The organism is Kitasatospora sp. NPDC054768, from assembly GCF_053612025.1.
Genome location: NZ_JBSHBN010000102.1, coordinates 1331 through 25976 on the forward strand (window position 1 = coordinate 1331; position 24646 = coordinate 25976).

A 24646-nucleotide genomic window follows, 5' to 3' on the forward strand; every position below is an offset into this window, starting at 1 on the left:
GACCGCGGACAGGTCCCAGTGGCGTGCGGGGCCCGGGGGGCCGGGGGGCCCGGGGGCCCCCCCGGGGGCGGCGGTTGGGGGCCCCGGGGGGGGCGCCCCGGGGGGCGCGGCTGGGGGCGGTCCCCCCGCCCATTCCTCCCGCGCGGCCCCGGGCCCCCCCCCCCGGGGCCCCCCCACGGGCCGGCGACGGCGTTCGAAGGCCCGCCTTCACCGGGGCCCCGGAACGGGCGTCCGCCGGCGCGGACCGGCGCCCGAGGCCTCCCCGCCTCCCGACGGCCCCGGGCGGGCGGCGAAGACCCAGCGGTTGGCCGCCAGCGCGTCGTTCGGCTCCGGCAGCGGGCCGCGGCCGTGCACGGCGGTGAAGTCGTACGGGCTGCGCACGGTCACCGTCCAGCCCCGGCGGGCGAGTCGGGCGGCGGAGTCGGGGCGGGGATCGGCGTCGAAGAGGGCGCGCAGGTCGATGCCGAGCCGCTGCCGGGCCGCGACGTACACGGGGGACGTGCGCACGGCCGGCGGCTCGGCGGCCACGTCCTTGAGCTCGTAGGCGAGGGTGCTGCCGGGCGCACTGAGCCGGTGCACGGTGGCCATCAGGCGCCGCTCGGCCCCGGCGGGGAGGTAGAGCAGCAGCCCCTCGGCGAGCCACGCGGTCGGCGCCGCCGGGTCGAAGCCGCCCGCCAGCAGCGGCCCGGCCCAGTCGGCGCGCAGGTCGGCGGCCAGGGGGCGGCGCTCGGCGGCGGGAGCCGCGCCGGCCGCGTCGAGGACCGTCCGTTTGAAGGCCAGCACCTCGTCGGTGTCGATCTCGTGGAGGACGCAGCCGGGCGGCCAGTCGAGCCGGTAGGCCCGGGAGTCCAGGCCCGCGCCCAGCAGGACGATCTGGCGGGTGCCGGCCCGTACGGCGGCCAGCAGGTGGTCGTCCAGGACCCGGGTGCGCAGCCCGAAGTAGCGCCCGAGGCGCCCCCACAGCGGGTCGGCCTCCCCGCCGGGGACCTGCTCGGGGCGCAGGGGCCAGTGCGCCGAGGCGGGGGAGGCGCGGACGAAGAGCTCGGCGAGCGGGTCGCGGGCCAGGGCGTCGGGGCGGTGGGTCTCGACGGCGCGGGCGGCCGCGACCAGCAGGGCGGTACGGCCCACCCCGGAGGCGACGCCGCGGGCCGGGGCCGCGGCGGTGGCGCCGTCGGCCCGCCCGGCCACGGCCCGCCCGGCCACGGTCTGCCCGGCCGCGGCCCGCCCGGCTACGGCGCGCACGCTTCCTCCCCGTGCTCGGGCGCCGTCCAGGCCGCGGGGTCGTCACCGGTGGTGGTGCGGGCGCCGTACAGGACGCGCATGAACCGCAGGACGTCGTCGCAGGGCAGGTGCAGGGAGGTGGTGCAGTCCGTCAGGACGGTGAGGTGGAAGCCCTTCTGGAAGGCGGTGCGGGCGGTGGAGTCCACGCAGACGTCGGCGTAGAGCCCGGCGAGCACGAGGTGCCCGGTGCCGCCCGCGCGCAGGTGCTCCTCCAGGTCCTCGCCCGGGCCTTCGCCGAGGAAGGCGTCGAAGCGGGCCCGTTTGGTGAAGACCCGTTCGCCCGGCGCCGGGGCCACCCCGTGGAACTCCGCCCCCCAGGTGCCCTCCAGGCACTTCGGCTCCTTGCCGAGGCGCCGGTCCCGCGCGCGCCAGGCCGCGCCCTGGTGGACGACGTCGCCGAGGAAGCGGACGAACACCACCTCCACGCCCGCGCGCCGGGCCCGGTCCACCGCCCGGACGCTGTTGGCGACCACGGCCTCCAGGACGGCGCCGTCGCCGCCGAAGCGGGCCCTGGCCACCGGCCCGGCGCAGAAGTCGTTCTGCAGGTCCACCACCACCAGGGCCGTTCCCGCCGGGCCGGTCACGGCTCGCCCACCAGGGCCGTGGAACCCGCGGCGGCGGCACCGGGCGGGTCGAGGACGTCGACCAGCGCGTCCACCACCGCGGTGGTGGAGTGCCGGCCGCCGAGGTCCGGGGTGCGCACGTCCTTGTCGTCCAGGGCGGTGAGGGCGGCCTCGACCGCCCGGACGGCGCCGGGGACGCCGGCGTGCCGCTCGGCGACCAGGGCGGCGGCGCGGACCGTGGCCACCGGGTTGACCAGGTCGCGCCCGGCCAGGTCGTCGGCGGAGCCGTGCACGGTCTGGTACTCGACCAGCCCGGCCGCGCCGGGGTCGAGGCAGACGTTCTCCGTGCAGCGGCTCTCCTGCCGCTGGGCGCCGAAGCGGTCCAGCAGGACCACGTGCATGATGTCCGCCCACTCGTTCCCGGCGATCAGCAGCGTGCGCTCCGGCAGGCCGTGGGTGATCAGGTTGCGGTTGACGGTGTCGGGCTGGAACACCTCGATCCGTACGCCCAGCCGCTCGGCGATCCCGGCGACCCAGGTGTCGAACGCGCCGTCCAGGAGGTGGAACTTGTAGGCCATGACGATGCGGTCGATCCGCCCGTCGGGCCATTCGCGCCGGGCCCGCTCCAGGGCGTGGCGCACGACGGTCCCGGTGGTCTCCCGGCTGAAGGACAGGGTGCGGGTGACCGCTCCCGGGGTGTGCAGGTTCTCCCCGGTGTAGAAGCCCTGGGCCTGGTCGCGGACGAGCAGCAGGGACGTTTCCCCGGCCCGTAACAGGTCCACCTTGACGGCGCACAGGCGACGGCGCACCAGGTACAGGGACTGGGCGTTGATCGCGGTGCGGAAGACCGCGGTGGTGCCGCCGGCGGCCAGGTCGCGGCAGAACCGCTCGTAGTGCTCCGCGTCCTGCCCGGTCAGCTCCTGGATGCCGGCGGGGCCGCCGTGCGCGCGCAGCGAGACGTAGGAGTGGTAGAGGCGCGGGGAGCGCACGATCCGCACCCCCGTCGGGTGGTCGGCGGTGAGCACTCCCAGGACGCGTTCGAAGACGGCGGCGAGCTCCGGGCCGGTGCCCCGGCCCACCGCCAGCCCGACCGCGGGCCGCCCGGTGGCGGGCGCCGGCCCCGGGCCGGCGCCCTGGTGGACGACCGGGGTCACCGGGCCGCCCCGGGAACCAGGTGGTCGCCGGGGATGCCGGTCTTCTCGGGGCGGTAGTAGTCGCGGATGCCCTCCGCCCAGACCGCGACCGGGACGCGGTCGCCGTCCACCGGGCCGAACGCGTCGAACAGCGCCGTGATGTTCCGGTCGCCGAACCCGATCGCGGTCATCAGGGCGAGGAAGTCCGGGCGGGTGACCAGGCCGTCGCCGTCCGGGTCGCCCAGCGTGGACAGCGCGCGGGCGAACTCGTCGATGGTGGCGTCGAAGCGCTGCGGGTCGAGCACCACGGCGGTGAACTCCTCGGGGCTGATCCGCCCGTCGCCGTCGGTGTCCAGCTCGGTCACCAGCGTGTGCCAGTAGTGCCGCAGGGCGTCGAGCAGCCGGTTCTTGGCGTCCTCGCCGGCCCGGGGGAGCGCCGCGACGACGCGGCTGCCCATCAGGTCGAAGTCGGCGGGTTCGAGGACACCGTTCCCGTCGGCGTCGAACAGTGAGAACACGAGCCCGACACGGTCGGTGGCTGCGGACGTGGGCATGGCGGTACACCTCTGGTTTCCCGGACGAAGGGACGCCGGGCCCGTGCCTCGGCGACCGCTCCACTATCCGGCCCCGCCCGGGCCACCGGCGTGCGAAGCACGGCCGGACCACCCGATCGGGGGCAATGCGCCCCCTCGCGCATGACGCACCGGTCGACTGGACAGGTAGTGAGGCTGGCCCGCGCGCCCGACAGCGCCCGGTGCCGGTGCCTGCAGGGCGAGGGTCTCGCCGTGGGAGTGTCGCCACCGGCCACGCCCTCCATCCCCCGGACACTTCCCCCCCCATGGACAACTCCGCTCCCTCCCATGCGATTTCCCCGGTCGGGCCGGCAGGTCCTCCCGCGGCCCCTCCCTTGACGGACTCCTCGGAGTCCGGCGGCGTGTTCCTCCGCCCTGCCCCGTCGTTCCTCCTCCCCGCGGCAGTTCGACACGGCAGGGGCGGTTCGGGTTGTACGGGAAGGACCGTGACCTGATTGGTACAGACCACTGATGGTTCGTTGTGATAGAACCTCAGCTCTGGGCCGCAAGTGGTCCCGTGACGTGCGCCCCGGAGTCGAACGAAGGGCGCCGAGGGGAGTGGCGGATGGTGCTGGCGGGGGTCGGGCGCCGGATCGGGCGGCACGGTGCGGTGCTGGCGGCCGTGGCCGTGAGCATCCTGGTCGCGACGGCGGTGCTGTCCGCGGTGGCCGGGCTGGCCCGGTCGGCCGCCGCGGCCGGGGTGCGCCAGCGCCTCGCCGCCGACGCCGGCCGGTCGGTGGAGGTGTCCGCGCGCTGGACGGCGCAGGGCCTGCCCGCGGCCGACCGGGCGGTGCACACGGCACTGGTCCGGGCGATGGCCGGCGTCCCCTTCCGCTCCGAGACCGCCCTGCGGGCCGGTATCGCCGTGGACCTGCCGCTGCCGCTCGCCGCGCGCCGGCAGGCCACCGAAACCGGGCTGCCCGGGCTCCCGGTGGCACTGCCCGACCCGGGCCGCTACGCCCGGCTGAGCAGCGGCAGTTGGCCGGACGCCGCCCCCGCCCCCGCGTCCCCCACCGCGTCCTCCGCCGCCCCCGCCGACGTCCCCGGAAACGCCCTGCGCGTCGCCCTCCCCGAGACCGTCGCCGACCGCCTCGGCCTGGCGAGCGGCAGCACCGCGGTCGTCCCGGACCCCGCCACCGGCGGCCCGCTCACGCTCACCGTGACCGGCGTCTACCGCCCCGACCCGGCCGCCGACGCCTTCTGGAACGGCCTGGCCGGCGCCGACGGCGCGGACCGCGCCCTGCTGCTGGCCGACGGCGCCCAGCTGACGGCCCTGCCCACGTTCGGCAGCCGCACCCAGGCCGTCTGGCTGGCCCTGCCCGACACCGGCCGGTCGAGCCTGCCCGAACTCGCCGCGCTGCGCGACCGGGTGGCCGTCCTCGCCGGCTCCGACACCGCCCGCTCGGTCTACCGCGGCGCAGCCCCGCCCCTGGCCGACACCAGGGTGCGCAGCGCGCTGCCCGCCGCGGTCGACGGCCAGGCGGTGCCGGCCCTGGCCGCCAGGGCCGAGATCGCCGTTCCGCTCGCCCTGATCGCCGTACTCGCCTCGGTGGTCCTTATTCTGACGGCCCGTCGGCTGGCCGACGCGGTCGCCGTCGAGCAGACGCTCCAGCGCTCCCGGGGCGCCGGCCTGGCGCGGCTGCTCGCGGTGGCGGCCGGCGAGTGGGCGGTGGCCGCCGTGCCGGCGGCGGCCTGCGGGCTGCTGCTGGTCGAGCCGCTGCTCGCCGCCGTCCTGCGCGGCGCCGGGGCGCACGGCCTGACCGCGGCCGACGGCCGAACCGCCTGGTGGGCCGCCGGGTTCGCGCTCGCGGTGCACGGCACGGCCCTGCTGCTGCCGCTCGCCCGGCAGGCCTGGGACCCGCACGCCCGGCAGGCGCTGCGCCGGCGCCGCCCGCGCCGACCGGGCCTGCAGCGGGCCGGAGCGGACCTGGCGCTGCTCGCCGTGGCGGTCCTCGGCTTCCTCCAACTGCGCCACTACCAGGGCGTGGTGGTGCCCGACGCGGGTGCGGGCTTCGACACCGGAGTCGACCCCGTCCTGGTGCTCGCCCCGGCGGCGATGGCGGTGGCCGGCGCGGTGCTGGCGCTGCGGGCGCTGCCGCCGGCCGGGCGGCTGCTGGAACGGGCGGCCGCCCGCTCCCGCGGACTGGTCGCGCCACTGGGCGCCTGGCGGCTGAGCCGCGACGCCGGCCGCCAGGCGGTCCCGGTCCTGGTCACGCTCCTGGCCGTGGCCTGCTCCGGCCTGGCCGCCGGGGTCCTGGCCGCACTGCCGGCCGGCGACCGCGACCGGGCGGCCTTCACCGTCGGCGCCGACCTGCGGCTGTCCGGGGTGACCGGCGCGGCGGCGCAGCGGCACGGCGCACTGGCCGCGCTGCCGGGCGTCACGGCCCTCACCCCGGTCGCCGACCAGTCGGCCTACGTGGGCAGCGCCGTGGTCCGGACGGTCGCCGTCGACACCGCCGCCGCCGCGGCCTCCGGCGCCCTGCCGGCCCTGCGCCCCGACCAGGCCGACCGCCCGGCACCGGCGCTGCTGGCCCCGCTGACCGCCGCGCCCGCCCAGGGGCTCGCGATCCCCGGTGAGCCGACCGCCCTGGAGCTGACCGTCCAGGCCACCGCCGACCCCGCACCGCCGGACCAGGGCCCGAGCCTGCTGCTGTGGATCCAGGACGCCGACGGGCTGACCGAGCAGCTGACCCTCCCGCTGACGGCCGACGGCCGCCCCCACCCGCTGACCGTGAACCTGGCCGACGGCGGCCGGCGCAGCTACCCGCTGACCCTCGGCCGCGTCGGCGTCCGCTTCCCCGGCCCCCTGGCCCGGCGCACCACCCTGGAGCTGGACCTGCCACGGATCAGCGCCGTCACCGGCGACCGGCGAACCGACCTCGCCCTCGGACCGGACCGGTCCTGGGTCCGCTCCGGCGCGCCCTTCGTCAGCCCCACCACACTCGGCTGCCCCGCCGGCGACCCGGCCCCGGACGCCCGGCCCACCTCGGTGCTCGACGGCGGCGCCCAGGACGACCGGGCCACCGCCTGCACCTGGCACAGCCGCGGACCCGGCCTCCTGCACGCGGTGCTGCGCTCCCAGAACCCCGCGAACGCCCTGGACCCGGCCGCCCTGGACACGTACTTCGCCGTGCGCCCCCCGACCGGCACCCCGGACGGGAGCGCCCCGCCCGTCCTGTCCGCGATCGCCGACCGCACCCTGCTCGACGCGGTGAACGCCAAGGTCGGCGACACCATCCGGCTCACCTGGGACCGCGACCGCGACAGCGACCAGAAGGTCCGCATCACCGGGGAGGTCGACGCCCTGCCCGGCTACGGCCGCGGCCAGGGCCACCTGCTGCTGGACCTGCCCGCGCTCGCCGCCAACCGCGCGCTCACCGGCGCGCCGCCGCCCGTCGACACCCACTGGTGGCTGGCCAGCGACGACCCCGCCGCCACCTGGGCCGCCGTCGACGGCCACAGCGCGTTCGGCCGCGCCCAGAGCGCACAGCGGCTCGCCGCCGACCTGGCCGACGACCCATTCCGGGCCGGACTGCGCTGCGCCTGGCTGCTGGTCATGGCCACCGCCCCGCTCTTCGCGGTGACCGCCCTGACCCTGCACGCGGTCGGCGCGGCCCGCTCCCGGCAACGGGAGTTCGCCGTGCTGCGCGCCCTGGGCGCACGGACCGGCGAACTGACGGCGATGCTGCGCGCCGAACAGGTGGCGGTGACGGTGCCCCCGGTGCTGCTCGGCGGCCTGCTGGGCCTGCTGCTGACGGCCCTGCTGCTGCCGCTCACCGTGCTGGACGACAGCTCCGGCCCGGTCTTCCCGGCCCTGGCCACCGCCCCGGGCCGGCCGGCCGCCGCGCTCACCACGCTCGCCAGCGGCCTGCTGCTGGCCCTCACGGTCCTGGTCCTCACCCGGCTGCTGGCCAGGGTCGACCTGGTCCGGGCCCTGCGCGCGGGGGAGGACGGATGAGCCCGACGCCAGGACGGCGGCCCGGGACGGGGCCCGGCCTCGCGCCCGGCCGCGGGCGCGCCCCCGGGCCCGGCACCCAGCCCCGCACTCCGCTCGGCCTCGCGCCTGGCACCCCGCCCCGCAACGGACGCTTCGACGGCGGGAGCCCCGCATGCTGACACTGCGCCTGATCCGACGAGAGGCGCGGATCGCCTGGCCGGTGGCGGCCGGGCTGGCGCTGCTCTCCGTCCTGCTCACGGCGATCCCGCTGAGCTGGCCGCCGCGCTTCGACCGCCTCGCCGCCGGCGCGCTCGCGGACCGGGTCGCCCGCGCCCAGCTGTCCGGCCCGCTGGTCACCGCCACGTCCACCACCGTCCCGCTGCCGTCCAGGCCCCGGATCGCCCCCGGCGCACTCGACCGCGACCTCGACCGGGCCGGCCACGCGGTGCGCGCCGCCGCCGGACCGCGACTGGCCGCCGCGCTCGGCACACCGAAGGGCCGCGTGAGCGCCCCCGCCGCCGTGGCGGAAGGGCCCGGAGTCCCCACCCCCTACGGCCGGCCCCCGGGGCTCAGCCTGGTCCACGCCCAGCCCGACGACGCCCACGGCCCGGTCGAGTACGTCCAGGGCCGCGCACCCCGGCAACCCGCACCCGACCCGACGGCCCCGCCCGGACAGCCGCCCGCGGTCGAGGTCGCGGTCTCCGAAACCACCAGGGACCGCCTCGGCCTGACGACGGGTCAGCGATTCGGCCTGACCGGTACCGGCTGGTCCACCCCGGTGCTCCTGGTCGGCGTCTTCCGTACCGACCACGGCGCCGACCGCCTCTGGCAGCAGTTCCCGATGCTCGTCGCCCCCTGGACCGTCCCGGCCGAGACCGGCCAGCAACTGGTCGGCCAACTCCTCACCAGCGCCGAAGGGATCGAACAGGTCGCGGGCCGCGGCACCGTACCGCTCGAACTGGCCTGGGACCTGCCCGTGGCCACCGACCGGTCCGGGCCCGCCGCCACCGCCACGGGGACCGCCGAACTGCGCGCCGCCCTCGCCGGACTGCGCGCCGCCGACACCGCCCAGCGCTGCGGGGACGAATCCGGCGGCCTCTGCACACTCGCCGGCCAGATCGTGCCCAAGATCGCCGTCACCGACCGGCTCACGCCCGAACTGGACGCCTACGCCGCCCAACGCGGACGCGCCCAACAGCTCCAGGGCTTCGCGCTCGTCGGACTGCTCGCCGTGGTCGTGGCCACCGCCGTCGCCACCGCACGGCTCGGCGCCCGCCGCCGGGCCGGCGCCTTCGCCCTCCAGCTCTCCCGGGGCGCCGGGACCGCCGGGATCGCCGGCCGCCTGCTGGCCGAGGCCGCGGTCGCGGTCGGCGCCGGCGCCGCCGCGGGCTGGGCGATCGCCCGCGCCACCACGCCCCAGGGCACCGCCCTGGGATCCGCCCTGCCGGCGGCCGCCGCCGCCCTGCTGGTCTGGTGCGCACCGGCCGCCACCCTGCTCACCAGCGCCCCGCGCACCCGGCCCCCGGCACGCTCGCGCCGCCTCGTCCTGGAAGCCCTGGCCCTGCTGCTCGCCGCGGGCGCCCTGACCGCGCTGCGCACCCGCGGCGCCCTCGCCGGCTCCGGCCTCGACCTCCCGCTCGCCCTGACCCCGGTCCTGCTGGCCCTGGTCGCGGCGCTCGTCCTGCTCCGCCTGCTGCCCCCGCTGCTGCGCCGGGCCGCCCACTGGGCGCGCCGCTCGCGCGGCCCGGTCCCGCTGGTGGCACTCGCCCAGGCCGGCCGGCACACCGGCACGGCCGCACTCGCCCTGCTGGTCCTGACGCTGGCCATGGGCTACGGCGTCTTCGGCGCCGGGATCTCGCGCACCGTCACCGACAGCCGCGCCCAGAGCGCCGACTGGCGCACCGGCGGAGCACCGCTCGCCCTGGTCGGACCGCGCGACCGACTGCCCGAGGACCTCTCCCACGTCCCCACCGTCGGCCACCAGGTGACCGTCACCGGCGCGAGCGGCGAACTCACCTCGCAGGACGACGGCACCACCTTCCCCGGCGCCCAGCTCGTCGGACTGGACGCCGCCGCCCTGTCCGCCGCCCGCCCCTCCTCCCCGCTCGCCCGCGCCCTGCTGGCCGCCGACGGGGCCGACGCACCGGTGCGGCAGACCGGCGAGAACCCCACCGAACCGCTGCTCACCGCCCTGGCCGACCCCGCCCTGGCCGCCCGCTTCCCCGACGGCACCTTCGAACTGTCCGCCCTGGGCACCAGCCGCGTCCTGGTCCACGTGATCGGCGCCCTGCCCGAGGACGCCCTGCGCGACCCGGTCCTCGGACCGGTCCTCGGCAACGGGCCGCGCCCCGGCGCCCTGCTGCTGTTCACCGGCCCCTCCGCACAACGCCTGCCCGCACAGCCCGGCCACCCCTCCGCACTCCTGCTCCACCCGGCCGCCGGCGCCCCACCACTGGACCGGGCCGCCGTACGCACCGCGGCCACCCCGCAGCTCGCCCCCACCGGCAGGACCGGCCCGCGGGTCGAACTGCTCGACCACGCCGCGGAGTTCGAAGCCCTGCGCACCGACGGACTGGTCCGCTCGGTCCAGCTCGCCTTCCAGGTCACCACCGCACTCGCCCTGCTGCTCGCCCTCGGCGCCTTCGTCCTGGACCTCCTCCTCAGCGCCACCGAACGCGCCCGCGTCACCTCCTACCTGCGCACCCTGGGGCTCACCGGCCGCTCGGTACTCGCCCTGCAACTGCTGCACCCGCTGCCGCTGCTGCTCACCGCCGCGGCCGGCGGCACCGCCCTGGGCCTGCTGCTGCCCGGGGCACTCGGCCCCGGCCTGCGGCTGCAAGCGCTCACCGGAGCGCCCTTCGAACCCGCCGCACACACCGACTGGACCACCACCACGGCGCTCGGCCTCGCCCTGACCGTGCTGGTGACGGCGGCCGGCGCCCTGGAGACCGCGATCGCCCGCCGCCGCGCCCTGGGCGCCGTCCTACGACTGGGGGAGGCCCTGTGACCACCCGTGAGAACGCACGACCCATCGCCGGGACCGACCGGCCCATGGTCCACTGCGAGAGCCTCGTACGGATCTACCGCACCGGCACCACCGCCCGCGGCGGCGTCGAGGTCCAGGCCCTGCAAGGACTCGACCTGACCGTGCGCGAGGGCGAACTGACCGCCCTGGTCGGGGCCTCCGGCTCCGGCAAATCCACCCTGCTCGGCATCCTCGCCGGCCTGGACACCCCCAGCGCCGGCACCGCCACCGTCGACGGCACCGACCTGGGCGCGCTCAAGCGGCGCGAACGCACCGCCTACCGCCGCCGCACCGTCGGAACGATCCAGCAGCAGACCGCCGCCAACCTGCTGCCCTACCTGACCGCCCGCGAGAACGTCCAACTGCCCATGGGCTACGCCGGCGTACCGCGCCGCCGCCGCGCCGCCCGGGCCACCGAACTGCTCGACCTGATGGGCATCGCCCAGGCGGCCGACCGCACCCCCGCCGCGCTCTCCGGCGGCGAACAGCAGCGGGTCGCCATCGCCGTCGCCCTCGCCAACGAACCCCGCCTGCTGCTCGCCGACGAACCCACCGGCGAACTGGACACCGCCACCTCGCAGGAGATCTTCACCGCCCTGCGCACCGCCAACAGCGAACTGGGCACCACCGTCCTGATCGTCACCCACGACGCCCTGGTGGCCGACCAGGTCCGCCGCACGGTACGGATCCGCGACGGGCGCACCTCCACCGAAGTGCTGCGGGGCCCTGCGGCCGCCGACGGCGACGGCGACGGCGACGGCGCACCTGTCGAGTACACGGTGCTGGACCGGGTCGGCCGGCTCCAACTGCCGCGCGACTTCACGGAATCCCTCGGCCTGGCGCACCGCGTGCGACTGGTCCTCGAACACGACCACATCACCGTGTGGCCCGACCGCGACCGCCCGCCGGGCGCCGGACCCGCCGCGGACGGCGGCTGACGTCCGCCCGCCGCCCGCCCGCCGTCCAACCCGCGGTCCGCCCGCCCGCCGGCCGACAGGAACACCCGTTCCCCCGGCCCTGTCAGGGAGCTGGACAGCGGTGCGGGAGTCGACCAGTCTCACCACCATGACGTTCCCCCAACACTCTCCCTCCGCCACACGCACAGCGCTCCTCCAGGCCGTCACCGCGGTCGGCGACGAAGCCGTCCCCCTGCTCGCCGACTGCCGCGGCGACATCCGCATCCCCGGCGCCGAGTGGACGGTCGCCGAGGCCGCCGCCCACCTCGCGATGGCCAACGAACTGATGGCCGCCCTCGCCGCCGGGGAGGAACGCCCGTACGGGGACGGCACCCCGGGCGCGCTGGCCGCGGCCAACGAGGTCTCGCTGGCCGCGCGACCCGAACGCGACCCGGCCGTACTCGCCGAGGAAATCGCCCGCCAGGCAGGGGAGTTCGCGGCGGCGGCCGGCCCGCGCACCGGCACCGAGCCGATGCTGACCCCGCTCGGCCCGATGGACCTGGACACCCTCGGCGCCTACCTGCTGACCCACATGCTGGCCCACCTCTACGACGTCGCCGTCGCGCTCGGCCGGCCCCACCCGATCGACCGGCAACGCGTCGGGCTGACCATGCCGTTCCTGCGAACGGCCATGCCCCTGGTGGCGGACGCCCGCACCGCGGCCGGCCACAGCGCCTGCTACCGGCTGCGGCTGCGCGGTGCGGGCGGATTCGCGGTCACCTTCACCGACGGCGCCGTCGCGGTCAGCCAGGAGCCGCCCCGCCGCCCCGACTGCACGATCCTCGTCGAGCCGGTGGCGTTCTTCCTCCTCGCCCTGGGCCGCTGCTCCACCGCCGGCGCCATCGCCCGCGGCAAGGTGCTCGCCTGGGGCCGCCGGCCCTGGCTGGCCCCGTCCTTCCCCGGACTGTTCACAGCCCCCTGAACCCGCGCGCCGGCCCGGCACCGGCGGCCACCGCGCCCCCCTCGGCCTCGCGGCACGCCCCGCAGGCGTTCCACTGGGGCCCGCCGGGCGCGGGGGAGCGGCGAGGGGCCAGGGTCATGTCGGAGGTGCTCAGGCCGCACAGCGTCAGGGGGCCGCAGGCGCCGGAGGCCTCCGCGGGGGCGCAGTGCGCCAGACGCACCGGGTTCCCGGGGTCCGCCGGCCCGCGGTCGGGGCCGAGGATCCGCACATTGGTCGGCGTATCGGGTTCGAGCACGATGACGGTGTCCATCTCCACAACCTCGCCGCCCGACCCGTCCGCTGCACCCGCACCGTGGCATCCGGCCCAGCCACCCCCACCCCTGACACCCCGCCCCGGCGCCCCCGTCCCGGCGCCCTCCCGGCGACGGGGCCCGGCCGGGGCGGAGGGTTCCGTGAGGCCCGCTCACCCACGCGGAGCCGGTCGTGCCGTCGCGTACGGGCCTCATCACCACTGCGCCATCGTGCACATGATGGAGAATCTCTTATAAAAACCTGTGCACGCTAAAGCTTTGACTGCTCTATGGTGTGCATGCGAGATGGCTTCGCTGGAGCGGGTGTTGTGGAGCGGCTGTTCGTGCCGGGCGTGCAGCGCTTCGAGACGAAGGAGGTCGTGATGAGGCTGCTGGAAGGCACTCCGGAGGAGATCAGCCGCTTTCTGCTGCTGATGAGGGAGACAGTCGCCGAGGACTTCGACATGGCCGCCGAAGTGGCCGCCGAGGTGCCCACGGAGGTCACGACCTGGCCGGGGACCGAGGCGCTGGTCCAGGGCCGGGCGCGCACCGGTGAGATCGCCGGCCGGGTGCTGGCCTACCTGACCGGTGCGCGCGAGCTCGGCGGGGTCGAGGTCGAAGCAGGCACCTCGGAGCGGACCAAGGACGGCCTGTCCAACTACGTGATGGTCCGCGACGCCGGCAAGCGCCGCTTCGGGGCGGTCGCGTACGTCAATGCGATCAACGCGGGCCTCACCCTCAGGCTCACCCCGCAGGACGTGGCCGACATCGACGACCCCCGCGTCGAACTCCGCGAGGTCAAGGACGGTCACAAGTATGCGGTGAACTGCCCGCTGCGCGACGAGGAGACCATCGATCTCGCCCTGCAGCTCACCGCCCGTGCGCTGGACAAGGTGCGCTGACCCCCTTGGCCGCTACCCGGACGGCTTCTGTCAGTGGCGGGTGATAGACGATCACCAGGCTCGACGGCACGACAGACAGGCGGGGGCACGGTGTCCGGTGTGGTGATGCGCGGTCCGCTGGGGGATGTCGCACGGCAGGCAGGGCTGCACGGCGGCGTCCACACCGAGGACGCCTACGCGGCGGCCCTGTGCTGGTGGGCCGCCGCTGTGGCCCCCTCGGCGACCCTGCCCGTCGGCCCCATGGAGTGGCCCTGCCTGGTGTGGGGAGCCTTCCTGGCCGAAGACGCCCGGCCACCGCTCGTCACGGCCCTGGCCGCGGTCGGCATGGACCCCAGCCGCTTCCGTCGGCTCACCCGCCACCACGACGTCACCACCACCAGCAGGCTCCGGGCGGCTTCGAGCCGAGCCGCCCGCAGTGCCCGGCCCGGCAGCGGCTTCTCCCTGCTGCTCACCGGCAGCCCCGTCAAACACGGCCCGTCGAGGGCCTCCTCCGACGACTCCCTCGCCTACGCGCTGCGCACAGCCTGGGACGGCGACGAGTACCGCAATCTCGAACGCCGGCGCCGCTCGTCCCGGGGCGTCGCGGAGGAGGCCCCCAAGGTGGGGGTGCTGTGGGAGATGCCGGCGAGCGACTGGAGGTACACCGCGCAGACGGAAGCGCCTTCCTCCAGCAGGTTCCTGCTGTTCCGCCGGAAGGGGGAAGACCCCGGAGCCACGCTCCCCGACCACCGGGCGGCGGCAGCGGCAGCACGGGCCGTCGAGGACCTCGTCCGGATCCACGGGAGCCTGGTGCACCGGGAGGTGCGGTTCACGATGACGGACGAGGCCGCCGAGAAGTTCTGGCCGGTCCAGCTCTGCGCCGCCCGCTTCGACGACCAGGAGTTCCTGCCGGAGGACCAGTTCGTCCGACTGGACGCCCACACGCACCGGATCGCGGCAGCACTTGCCCTCGCCGAGGACACGGACGTGATCACCGGCGGCCACGTCGAAGCGGCGTGGTCCCTGGTCGCCCGCTCCGGCCGGGACCGGGCACGGTTGCTCTGCCCCGACGCCCTGGCCCTCGTCGGCGGCATCCTCGACGGGATCGGTGGGAAGATCCGGGCCGCGACCGGGTCGCCCGAGGCCATGCCACCGGGAGAGCTCGTCCCACCGAGAGCTGTCCCCACCGCCGGTCCGCCCGCCGCTGGAGTGCGGGACAGGAAGGGCCGGGTCAGGCGTGACGACGCGGTCGTCCAGGACGTCAAGGGCTGGTACGGCAACCGGTGCCAGATGTGCGGAAGCATCCTGAGCATCCCGGGACCGCGCGGGGCGATCAGCGAAGGTGCCCACATTCGCCCGCTGAGCAAGGGCGGCCCCGACTACACCGGAAACGTTCTGTGCCTGTGCCCGAACTGCCACACGCAGTTCGACCAGGGCGGCCTGTACCTGACCGACGACCTGCGCGTCGTGGAAACGGTGACGGGCACGGCGCGGCAGCGCCTGGAGACCGACCCCCACCACGAGATCGGCCTGGAGTACGTCCGCTGGCACCGTAGGCGGTGGGCCCGGTACATCCCGTCCCAGGCCGGCGGGCAGCCGTCCGGACAGCACTGACCCGGACGGAGTCCGGGAAACGGCGTCACGAGGGCCGGGACCGGCAGTGGCACCCTGGACGGGGACGTCAGGTGATGCCCCGCACCGAGGGTTCGAGCGCGACGTCCCAGGACGCGATCCAGCCCAGGGCCGCCTGGAGGGCACGCGCGATGCTCCATCCCGTCGCGGGCTGCGCCAAGGCCGCCTCGGCGCAGATCCGTCGGGCGTGAGGCAGCCACTCCCACTCCCAGCGGCTGTCCATGAGATACGGGCCGTTCCACAGCGAATCGTCGTCGACGAGCGGGACGGCGACACCGTCCACAAGCTCGTACGTGACCGGCAGCTCCGAGGCCCAGTCGGCGACCCACTGCCAGGCAGCAGCCTCGGCGCCCGTGCGGGGGGATGCCGACAGGTCTCCGGCGACGGTCCCCGGGAGGAAGGCCGCCAGGGTGGTCCGGTCACCGGTCCCGGTCGGGCTGAACCCCGCCAGCCCGGGCAGGGCCGCTCCCACCAGCACATCGGAGGTGAACAGTCGCACCGCGGCCCGCTGCTCGGCTCCCATGTGCTGGGTGGCCGACTCCAGCAGGGCCTGCGCCACCGGCTGGAGGCACCCACCGGCGCGGGCCCAGTTGGTGATTGTCCGAAGGCAGTGGACCGCCGGCAGACCCTGTGCGCCGAGTGCGGCCCTGGCGGCGTTCTCCAGGGACGTACGGGCTTGTTCACTGTGCTCTGCCGCCCTCGCCAGGGTCCTCGGCATGGCCCAGCGCGGGTTGAACGTCAGTGTGTAGTCGTACTCGAAGGTGTCGGGGGCGGTGATGAGCTCGGCCGCGTGCTGGACGAGCGCCGTGTGGCGGCGCGGATGTTGGCGGGCAAGGTCCTCGTCCAGCAGCGCGAGCGCCAGGTGGGCGCCCGGGAGCACCAGCATCTCCGACAGGCCCCGCTTGTCCAGGCCGCGGAGCATGACCAGGAACTCGTCACGAAGGTGGGGGTGGTCGGTGAACAGGCCGGCGGCGGTCAACAGCCAGGCCTGGTACCAGGTCTGGTCCGTGGCGAGGTCCGCGAGACGGGGGACGATGTCCGCGTCGGGCCCCGACAGGAGGGCGCCGGCGGCGCAGTACTCCTGAAGGCTCTTCACCTCGAAGCCGACCGCGCCGGGGCGCGGTGAGACCAGGAGGACCAACCGCTCGGTGGCCGCTGCGACGAGTTCGGACGACAGCGCTTCGGCACGGGCCGGGTCCTCGGTCTCCTCGCACAGCCTGAGGCGCAGGCGCTCCCGCAGGGCGTCCTCCGACAGGACGAGGGGGTCCGACGGTTCGGTGACGGCTTCTTTCGATTGGATCGTCAGGCCGGCGTGGAGGTGCAGCCAGTCGATGTGATGCTGGTTCTCCGTCAGGAGCTCACCCGCTCGGCCCGGTTTCTCGGCCTCGCGGGTGTAGACGGTGTTGTAGTAGGCCTCGAAGAACTTGAACCGGTTCTGGGGAAGTTGCCGCCGTTTCTCGACCAGCAGGCTCATGATCGCCACTTGGAGCGGGGAGCCCAGGAGCTGCCTGGTCGTGATGTCGGCGGCGGCGGCCGTGATCCGCTCCACCACGGTCGCGTACATCTCGGGATCGGTGCGGTGCCGGGCCCGGGCGAGCCGGCCGGCGTAGTGCAGGGCGTCGTCCGCGGTCATCCCGCTGAGGGTGAGGGACGTGTAGTCGCCGGGGTGGAACTCGCCGTGGTAGCCCTGAGGCCGGGTGGTGCCCACCACCAGCAGATCGGCGTCGACCGAGCGGGCGGTGGTGAGGAAGTCGTTGACGCCCTCCATGACGGTTTCCCGTGCGGGCCGGGGGACTTCGTCCAAGCCGTCGAGCACCAGCAGCCAGGGCCACTCCCGGAGCCAGTCCCGAAGGTCCGCCTCCGTGACCCCTCGGCCCACCTGCCGGGCCATGAACCGCAGCAGGCCGGCTGTGTCCGGGCCGGGGTGGGCAAGGGAGAGGGCGTAGTCGTGCAGGGTGATGCGCAGGGGCCAGCGGTGGCGGCGCGGCGCGGGGATACCGGCCTCCGTGAGGTCGCGGCGCAGGGAGCGCAGCAGGTCCCGGGTCGGGGCGGGCAGCAGCCGGTCGTTGTCGTCGAACATCGCCACCCGGTAGGCCTGGCAGATCAGTTGACCGAGAGTGGTCTTGCCCTGCCCCGGGCCGCCGAACAGCAGGACGTGCTGCGGCGCCTCCGTGCGCTGTCCGGAGGGGCGCAGCGCGTTGTCGCCGTGCTCGATCACATGCTGGCAGGCCAGAACGGTTCCCGGCTCGCCGCCGGGTGTCGTGTGCTCGGCCTTCAGGTCGACAGCGACCGGCCCGAGGCCGATCCGTCCCGAACTCGGTTCCGCGCCGGCCTGGCCCAGCCGGAGCCACCGGTCGGCGACGAGCCCCGCGGCGGCATCCGACCGCATCAAGGACGGGCGTGTGTGCGCCCCGGTGGCAGGTGAGCCCCTGATGAGGTATCGCACGTGATCGTGGCCGGTCAGCATGCCGGGGTAGGCGAACTTGAGGCTGTCCGGAGCAGCGTCCACCCGCGCGTCGATGTCCGCCCGCCACCAGATCCTCATCCCGAGTCCGAACTCCGCCGAATACTTCGCGAGTTCTGCGTCGAACCGGTCCATCGTGCCGCGCCCGGGAACGGCGGTGCCTGCCATCGACGTCAGCAGGAAGTACTGCCGTGCCCCGGCGGACACCAGACGCTCGATGTTGGCCCGTTCCCGATCGATGGTGCGGGTCAGCCAGGCCACCGGGTCCTTCAACGGCCGGCTCGTCCACTTCACCTGGAAGATCGCCTCTTGCGCACCGTCCCGAGGCAGGACGGCGTCACGGCCGCCGTCGCTGTGGCCGACCGGGAAGCACTGCATATCAGGGAAGCAGTGCGCCAGAAGGGCGTTGCACAGCTGCTGGAACAGCTTCTCCCCGAGGAGTTCGTAGTTGTACCGCCCCGTCTGCTCTGACACTGCGCCCCTCTACGACGGCGACGGCGCCGACCCGGACGGCTGAGCCTAACGGATTCGGCCTGTGGAGCCTCGCTCCGTTGCTCGGGCCCCGGTGACCGGAGACCGTCCTGCGGCAGGGGAGACGCACCGGAGCCGCCGAACTGCCTTCCGGGCCCACCGGCAGCACGGGGCGGTGTGCGGTGGGCGCGACCCCGGCCCGGCAGCGCAGCCGACCCGGGCGGTGCACGCGGCTCTGGTCGGCCATCGGCACCACTCGGGTCGGGGCCTTCGCCCTCCCGGCGACGGGGCCCGGCCGCCGGGGCCGCTAGCATCGCGCGCATGCTGGCGCTGCTCCACACCTCCCCGGTCCACGTCCCCGTCTTCGACGCGCTCCGCGACCGCGAGCACCCCGGGCTGCCCCTGCGGCACGTCGTGTCGGAGGGGCTGCTGGCCAGGGCCCTGGCCGAGGGGCCCGAGGCCGTGGCGGGGGACATCGACCGGGCTCTCGCCCCGGCGATCGCCGCCGGGGCCGCGGCGGTGCTGTGCACCTGTTCGACGATCGGGGGCGTCGCGGAGGCCCGGGCCGCGGCGCTGGGAGTGCCCGTGCTGCGCGTCGACCGTCCGATGGCGGCGGCCGCCGTCGCCGTCGCACCCGGCGGCGGCCGAGCGGCGACACGCATCGCCGTGATCGCCGCACTGGCCGGCACCCTGGGCCCGACCACGGCCCTCGTCGACGAGGAGGCCGCCCGATCCGGCCGGCCGGTCACGGTGACGGCCACGCTGGTCGACGGCGCCTGGGACCGGTTCGAGAGCGGCGACCGCGCCGGCTACCTGACCGCGATCGCCACCGCCGTCGAGGCCGTGGTCGACGCGGACGCCGTCGTCCTCGCCCAGGCGTCCATGGCGGACGCCGCGCAGCGGACCGCGACCGCCGTACCGGTCCTGTCCAGCCCGGCCCTCGGGCTGCGCGCCGCTGCCGCCGCCGCGGTGTCACGCCCCGCGCAGGCGGCGCTTGAGTATCCGTACTCAGGCGGTGCTGTCGGTGCCGGATGACACTGTGCGGGTGCGTCGGGACGCCCGGGCCCGGCACCACGGAGGGGATGACCATGAGGCGTGCGAGTTTCGCCTGGACGACGGCGGTCGCGGCGGTGGCGGCGATCGCGTGACGGCGGTCCCGGCGTCCGCCGGACAGGCCGGACAGGCCGGACAGGCCGGGGAGATCGGGCACGGGACGCCGGGGACGGGCGAGATCCTGCCCTACCCCGGGCAGGAGGGGCTGATCTGGATCCCGGACTGGATCGGTGACGGCGGGGCGGTCACCGGCGGCGCCTACACGGCCGGTCCGCCCGTCACCGTGACGGTCGGCTGCCGGGGCGGCAGCGGCGGCGCGGGCGAGGTGCGGGTCACCTTCACGCCGTACTACGGCGACACCACCCCGGTGGAGTTCACCGTGCCCTGTCCGGCCGAGGCCGTCGACAGGGGCTCGGCGGTGGTGACGGCCGAGCAGGGCCGGTCCTTCCACGTCGGGGTGAAGGCGTCGGCCCCCGACGTGCACTGGGGGCTGACGGTCACCCAGCCGGACGCCTGACCGACCGGGGGCGGGAACCGACCGCCCGCCGGCCGCAGCCCTCGCGGGTGCGGTCGGCTCCCTCGGCCCCACCGCCGGGGCCCGCCTCGCTATACACACCATGTATACATGGTGTGTATAGTCCTTGATCATGTCACTCGGACAGATGCTCCTCGGGTTCCTGGAAGCCCAGCCCCGCCACGGATACGACATCAAACGCCTCTACGACGAGCACTTCGGGCGCGACCGCTCCCTGCACTACGGGCAGGTGTACGCGACGCTCTCCCGGCTGCTGAAGAACGGCCTGGTCGTCGTGGAGGGCGTGGAGGCCGGCGGCGGCCCGGACCGCAAGCGGTACGCGATCACCGACGCCGGAGTCACCGACCTCGCCGACTGGCTCACCCAGCCGGAGGACCCGCAGCCGTACCTGCAGAGCACCCTCTACCACAAGGTCGTGCTCGCCATCCTGACCGGACGCTCCGCCGCCGACGTCCTGGACACCCAGCGGGCCGAACACCTGCGGACCATGCGCGAACTGACCCGCCGCAAGCTCGCCGGCGACCTCGCCGACGAACTGATCTGCGACCACGCGCTGTTCCACCTGGAGGCCGACCTGCGCTGGCTGGAACTGACCGCCGCCCGCCTCGACGACCTCACCGCCCGCCTCACGGAGACCCCACGTTGACCAGCGCCGGACCCCTGCTCACCGCCCAGGACCTGCACAAGTCCTTCGGCCTCACCCCGGCCCTCGCCGGCGCCTCGCTCACCGTCGCCGCCGGCGAACTCGTCGCCGTCATGGGCCCCTCCGGCTCGGGGAAGTCCACCCTGCTGCACTGCCTCGCCGGCATCACCCGCCCCGACCGCGGCACCATCGGCTACCAGGGCCGTGACCTCACCACCTGCACCGACGCCGAGCTCAGCGCCCTGCGGCGCACCGAGTTCGGCTTCCTGTTCCAGTTCGGCCAGCTCGTCCCGGAACTCTCCTGCCTGGAGAACGTCGCACTGCCGCTGCGCCTGAACGGCATGCGCCGCAAGGCCGCCGAGGCCCGCGCCGGCGAGTGGCTGGAACGACTGGAGGTCACCGACGTCGCCGCCAAGCGCCCCGGCGAGGTGTCCGGCGGCCAGGGCCAGCGGGTGGGGGCCGCCCGCGCCCTGATCACCGGCCCCAAGGCGGTGTTCGCCGACGAGCCGACCGGCGCCCTCGACACCCTCAACGGCGAACGCGTCATGAAGCTGCTGACCCTCGCCGCGCGCGAGACCGGCGCGGCCGTCGTCCTGGTCACCCACGAGACGCGGGTCGCCGCCTACGCGGACCGCGAGGTCGTCGTCCGCGACGGCCGCACCCGAGACCTGGCGGGCGCCCGGTGAGCGCCGCCGACCCGAAGGTCCGCCGGCCGGCCCTGGACCAGCTCGCCCTCGGCGCCCGACTGGCCGTCACCAGCGGACGGGACGGCTGGGGCCGACTGCTGCTCACCGCCTGCGGCGTCGGCCTGGGAGTGGCCCTGCTGCTCTTCACCGCCTCCTTCCCCGGCATCGTGCACCACCGCGACCAGCGCCTGTACACGCAGAACGACACCTTCCAGGACGAGGACCTGCCCACCCCCGGCGACCGGACGGTCCTCGTGGCCGTCGCCGACACCACCTTCCACGGCACGCCCGTCCGCGGCCGGATCGTCCAGCCCGAGGGCCCGAACGCGGCGCTCCCGCCCGGGGTGGCCGCCTACCCGAAGCCCGGCGAGATGGCCGTCTCCCCGGCCCTGGCCGACCTGCTGAAGGACCCCGCCAACCAGCTGCTGCGCGAGCGCCTGCCCCACCCCGTGGTCGGCACCATCGGCCCGGCCGGGCTGCTCGGACCCGGCCAGGCCGACTTCGTGCTCGGCGGCGACCGCCTCTCGGTGGACACCGGCGCCGTCCGGATCACCGAGTTCGGCCACTTCTCACCACCCAAATCCATGGACCCGAAGCTGATCCTGCTCAACGCCGTGGGCCTGACGGTGATGCTGGCCCCGGTCGGGGTCTTCCTCGCCGCCGCCGCGCGCTTCGGCGGCGAACGGCGCGACCGCCGGCTCGCCGCCCTGCGGCTCGGCGGCGCGGACCGCCGGATGACCGCCCGGATCGCCGCCGGGGAGTCCCTGGTGGGCGCGGTGCTGGGCCTGGCCGCCGGCGCGGCGCTCTTCCTGATCGGCCGACAGGCGATCGGACGGATCCGGCTCGCCGGATTCAGCTTCTACCCCGAGGACGTCGCACCGCAGCCCGCCGTCGCCGCCGCGATCGCCGTGGTCGTGCCGCTCATGGGCATCGGCGTCACCCTGCTCGCGATGCGCCGGGCGACCGTCGACCCGCTCGGCGTGGTCCGCCGCTCCGGCCCCGGCCGGCGCCGGATCGGATGGCGCCTGATGCTGCCGCCGGCCGGCCTGGCCCTGACGGTGTTCGCCCTCGCGCTCTTCGACCCGGTGAACGGCACGCGCGGATCGCTCCTCGTGGCGGCCGGCGTGATGCTGACGCTGATCGGCGTCTGCACCCTCCTGCCGTGGCTGGTGGAGGCCGTCGCCCGACGGGCCGTCGGCGGCGGCCTGTCCTGGCAACTGGCCACCCGCCGCCTGCAGTTGGGCTCGGGACCGGCTGCCGCGGCGGTCAGCGGCGTCGTGGTGGCGATCGCCGGGGCGATCGCCCTGCAGACGCTCTTCCTCGGCATCGGCGCACAGTACGAGGGCATCACCCGGGACGTGCCCGCCGCCGGGCCGTACCAGCAGTCGGTGTCCTTCCCCGGCGGCGCGCCCACCGCCGACGGCATCGCCGAACGCCTGGCGCGCAGCGCCGGGGTCAAGGCCACCGCGGCGTACACCGAGTTCTCCCTGGAGAGCGGGACGGCCAGGTCCTGGCAGCTGCCCTCGGTCCGGATCGCCTCCTGCACGGTGCTGCGCGGCTTCGCGACCCTGCCCGACTGCAAGGACGGCGACGCCTTCGCGGTCCAGGGCCCGGCCGGGCGGCCGGACGCCGAACCGGTCCGGCCCGGGACGACCGTCCACGCCGCCTACTTCCGGGGCGCCGGCGAGCCGGCCCCCTTCCCGCTGCCCGCCGTGACGGCCACCGTCACCGCCGTCGAGGGCGCGGACCCCAACGGGCGGCTCGGATCCGGCCTGCTGCTGCTCACCCCCGCCGCCGTGCCGGCCGAGGCGCTGCGCGGACAGCCGGCGACCGTCCTGGTGTCGCTCGCCGACGGCCTGACGGACCCCAAGGAGCAGCTGACCACCGCCGTGATGGCGATCGACCCGCAGGCCCGCACCGGGTTCCCGCTCGACAACACGCTCGACCCCACCTACCTCGCGGTCAAGCGCCTGCTGACGGCGGGATCGGCGGTCACCCTCCTGCTGGTCTCCCTCAGCCTGCTGGTCGGCCAGCTGGAGCGCTTCCGGGAACAGCGCCGCGTGCTCGGCGTGCTGAACGCCGTCGGCACCCGCCGCCGCGTCCTGGGCCTGTCGGTGCTCTGGCAGACGCTGCTCCCGATGGCCCTGGGCCTGGTGCTGGCGGCCGTCGGCGGCCTGCTGACGGGGGCGGTCCTGCAGTACGCGGCGGGCGTCCCGTGGAACGTGGACTGGGGCTCGATGCTGGCCATGTCGGGAATCGCGGCCGGCGCGGTCCTCCTCACCACCGCCCTCGGACTGCCGCAACTCCTGCGGCTGATGCGGCCCGACGCGCTGCGCTACGAGTAGCCCGGATCCCGCGCGGCGCCCCGACGCACCCCGGCCGGTCCCCGTGAGGGGCCGTCTCCCGCGCCGGGGCGGGAGACGGCGGCACGGGGGCGGCGGCACGGAGACGGCCGGGGAGGCGGCCCGGGACGGTCAGCCGCCGACGGCCGATCCGTCCGCGACGGGCCGCCAGGGGGAGAGGTCGACGGCGCTCTGGACGTAGCCGGCCCGGTCCCAACTGCCGTTCGCGTGACGGATGGTGTGGTAGAGCGAGCCGCTGTTGGCGCAGGTCTCGAAGAGCAGCTGCAGCTCGTTGTTCACATTGGCGCCGTCGGCGCCGCACACGTAGAAGGGCTGGGTGAGGATCTGCTGGCCGATGGGCCCCCAACCGGCCCAGTTCCCGTCGGAGTTGCGGATCGTGTGGTAGACGGCGATCTGGCTGTTGTTCACCACGGCGACCTGCAGCGCGCCGTTGATGCCCACCGCGACCACGTCGTGCGGCCAGCCCCAGGGGGAGGGGGTCCCGGCCGCGCCCATGATGTTGCCCCAGCCGGCCCAGGTGCCGTCCGCGTGCCGGATGGTGTGGAGCACGCTGCCGTCGTTCCACATGGTGGCCACGATGTGCAGTTCGCCGTTCACCTCGGCCGTCGCCAGGCTGAAGTACTTGTCCGAGCCGAGTCCCGGAGGGGCGCTGATCGCTCCCCAGGGCTGCCAGCTCCCGTCCGGGTTCTCGACGGTGTGGACGAGCCGGCCCGTGGGGTCGATCGCCGCCAGCTGGACCCGGCCGTTCACCATGGCCGCGCCGGCCGTGCCCAGCTGGAAGTACTCGCTGGAGACGGGCAGTTCCGCCAGGCCCTGCATCGGGGTCGGCGCGGACCAGCTGCCGTCGGGCTGCTGCGTCGACTGGACGAACTGCACGCTCATCGGGCCGGAGCTCCGGAGCCCGAACAGCCGCAGCCGCCCGGAGTCGACGACGGTCGTCCAGTACCGGAAGCCGCCGAACTGCGGGATCTCCCTGGCGGCGTCCCAGGTGCCGTCCGGTGCCCGGCGGGTCTGGACGACCTTCCACGGATCGGCGCGCAGCATCAGGTTCAGCCCGGCCGTCGGGGCGGCGTCGCTCCCGGTCGAGCGGGGCGCGGCCCCGGCCGGCGCGGCCGTCGTCACGGTGGCGAGCGCCACCGAGGCGGCCAGCAGCGAAGCGACGCGTACCCGGCGTCGGCGGGTGGTCCTCAGCACGACACAATCCCCCTGTTCAGGTGGCCCCGATCGGGCCAGGTGCTGTCATACCAGAGCCAGGAGAGC

Annotated in this window: 18 protein-coding genes; 11 read left to right on the forward strand and 7 right to left on the reverse strand. The window is 75.6% G+C overall.

Features of this window, described 5'->3' with window-relative positions; genetic code table 11:
* Positions 1 to 207 precede the first annotated feature (207 nt).
* Genes ACWGKU_RS26515 through ACWGKU_RS26530 form a run of 4 tightly spaced genes read right to left on the reverse strand, consistent with a single transcriptional unit; the run spans position 208 to position 3531 of the window.
* Positions 208 to 1188, reverse strand: coding sequence for an SAM-dependent methyltransferase (locus tag ACWGKU_RS26515; RefSeq protein ID WP_452179281.1), 981 nt, complete (start codon positions 1186 to 1188; stop codon positions 208 to 210).
* 41 nt (positions 1189 to 1229) lie between these two features.
* Complete coding sequence (locus ACWGKU_RS26520; protein ID WP_452179276.1) at positions 1230 to 1865, reverse strand: cysteine hydrolase family protein; 636 nt, start codon at positions 1863 to 1865, stop codon at positions 1230 to 1232.
* Entirely contained in the window at positions 1862 to 2998 is a 1137-nt protein-coding gene (locus ACWGKU_RS26525; RefSeq protein ID WP_452179275.1) for an isocitrate/isopropylmalate family dehydrogenase, read from the reverse strand. Before ACWGKU_RS26525 ends, ACWGKU_RS26520 begins: the two co-directional genes overlap by 4 nt.
* Complete coding sequence (locus ACWGKU_RS26530; RefSeq protein WP_452179274.1) at positions 2995 to 3531, reverse strand: EF-hand domain-containing protein; 537 nt, start codon at positions 3529 to 3531, stop codon at positions 2995 to 2997. The genes ACWGKU_RS26525 and ACWGKU_RS26530 overlap by 4 nt, the downstream gene beginning before the upstream one ends.
* 583 nt (positions 3532 to 4114) lie before the next feature.
* Between ACWGKU_RS26530 and ACWGKU_RS26535 the strand changes: the two genes are divergently transcribed.
* The 4 genes from ACWGKU_RS26535 (at position 4115) to ACWGKU_RS26550 (ending at position 12389) form a co-directional block, all read left to right on the forward strand.
* Positions 4115 to 7507 carry an FtsX-like permease family protein gene (locus ACWGKU_RS26535; RefSeq protein ID WP_452179273.1) on the forward strand — a complete coding sequence of 1131 codons (3393 nt, stop codon included), beginning with the start codon at positions 4115 to 4117 and terminating at the stop codon, positions 7505 to 7507.
* Positions 7508 to 7658: 151 nt separating this feature from the next.
* On the forward strand, positions 7659 to 10493 hold the full coding sequence (locus ACWGKU_RS26540) for a hypothetical protein (protein ID WP_452179272.1): 2835 nt from the start codon (positions 7659 to 7661) through the stop codon (positions 10491 to 10493).
* 44 nt (positions 10494 to 10537) lie between these two features.
* Entirely contained in the window at positions 10538 to 11449 is a 912-nt protein-coding gene (locus tag ACWGKU_RS26545; RefSeq protein ID WP_452179280.1) for an ABC transporter ATP-binding protein, read from the forward strand.
* A gap of 127 nt (positions 11450 to 11576) precedes the next feature.
* On the forward strand, positions 11577 to 12389 hold the full coding sequence (locus ACWGKU_RS26550; protein ID WP_359915127.1) for a maleylpyruvate isomerase family mycothiol-dependent enzyme: 813 nt from the start codon (positions 11577 to 11579) through the stop codon (positions 12387 to 12389).
* Here ACWGKU_RS26550 and ACWGKU_RS26555 read toward each other — a convergent pair.
* Positions 12376 to 12678, reverse strand: a complete 303-nt coding sequence (locus ACWGKU_RS26555; RefSeq protein WP_359915130.1) for a hypothetical protein — start codon at positions 12676 to 12678, stop codon at positions 12376 to 12378. The genes ACWGKU_RS26550 and ACWGKU_RS26555 overlap by 14 nt on opposite strands.
* 363 nt (positions 12679 to 13041) lie before the next feature.
* On the opposite strand from ACWGKU_RS26555, the gene ACWGKU_RS26560 reads away from it, so the two are divergent.
* Complete coding sequence (locus ACWGKU_RS26560; protein WP_452191582.1) at positions 13042 to 13560, forward strand: hypothetical protein; 519 nt, start codon at positions 13042 to 13044, stop codon at positions 13558 to 13560.
* A gap of 105 nt (positions 13561 to 13665) precedes the next feature.
* Positions 13666 to 15153: an HNH endonuclease gene (locus ACWGKU_RS26565; protein ID WP_452179270.1), complete on the forward strand. Its 1488-nt coding sequence runs from the start codon at positions 13666 to 13668 to the stop codon at positions 15151 to 15153.
* 67 nt (positions 15154 to 15220) lie between these two features.
* Here ACWGKU_RS26565 and ACWGKU_RS26570 read toward each other — a convergent pair whose 3' ends face one another.
* Entirely contained in the window at positions 15221 to 18109 is a 2889-nt protein-coding gene (locus tag ACWGKU_RS26570) for an NACHT domain-containing protein (RefSeq protein WP_452179269.1), read from the reverse strand.
* A gap of 318 nt (positions 18110 to 18427) precedes the next feature.
* Between ACWGKU_RS26570 and ACWGKU_RS26575 the strand changes: the two genes are divergently transcribed.
* From ACWGKU_RS26575 to ACWGKU_RS26595, 5 genes are all read left to right on the forward strand, one after another.
* A complete protein-coding gene (locus ACWGKU_RS26575; protein ID WP_452179268.1) occupies positions 18428 to 19141 on the forward strand; it encodes an aspartate/glutamate racemase family protein in 714 nt (237 codons plus the stop codon).
* Positions 19142 to 19250: 109 nt separating this feature from the next.
* Positions 19251 to 19676, forward strand: coding sequence for a hypothetical protein (locus ACWGKU_RS26580; RefSeq protein ID WP_452179267.1), 426 nt, complete (start codon positions 19251 to 19253; stop codon positions 19674 to 19676).
* Positions 19677 to 19806: 130 nt separating this feature from the next.
* Positions 19807 to 20340, forward strand: a complete 534-nt coding sequence (locus ACWGKU_RS26585) for a PadR family transcriptional regulator (RefSeq protein WP_401053006.1) — start codon at positions 19807 to 19809, stop codon at positions 20338 to 20340.
* A complete protein-coding gene (locus ACWGKU_RS26590) occupies positions 20337 to 21023 on the forward strand; it encodes an ABC transporter ATP-binding protein (protein ID WP_401053009.1) in 687 nt (228 codons plus the stop codon). Before ACWGKU_RS26585 ends, ACWGKU_RS26590 begins: the two co-directional genes overlap by 4 nt.
* On the forward strand, positions 21020 to 23368 hold the full coding sequence (locus ACWGKU_RS26595) for an FtsX-like permease family protein (protein ID WP_452179266.1): 2349 nt from the start codon (positions 21020 to 21022) through the stop codon (positions 23366 to 23368). The genes ACWGKU_RS26590 and ACWGKU_RS26595 overlap by 4 nt, the downstream gene beginning before the upstream one ends.
* Positions 23369 to 23497: 129 nt before the next feature.
* On the opposite strand, the gene ACWGKU_RS26600 is transcribed toward ACWGKU_RS26595, so the two are convergent.
* On the reverse strand, positions 23498 to 24580 hold the full coding sequence (locus ACWGKU_RS26600; protein WP_452179265.1) for a hypothetical protein: 1083 nt from the start codon (positions 24578 to 24580) through the stop codon (positions 23498 to 23500).
* Positions 24581 to 24646: the final 66 nt, after the last annotated feature.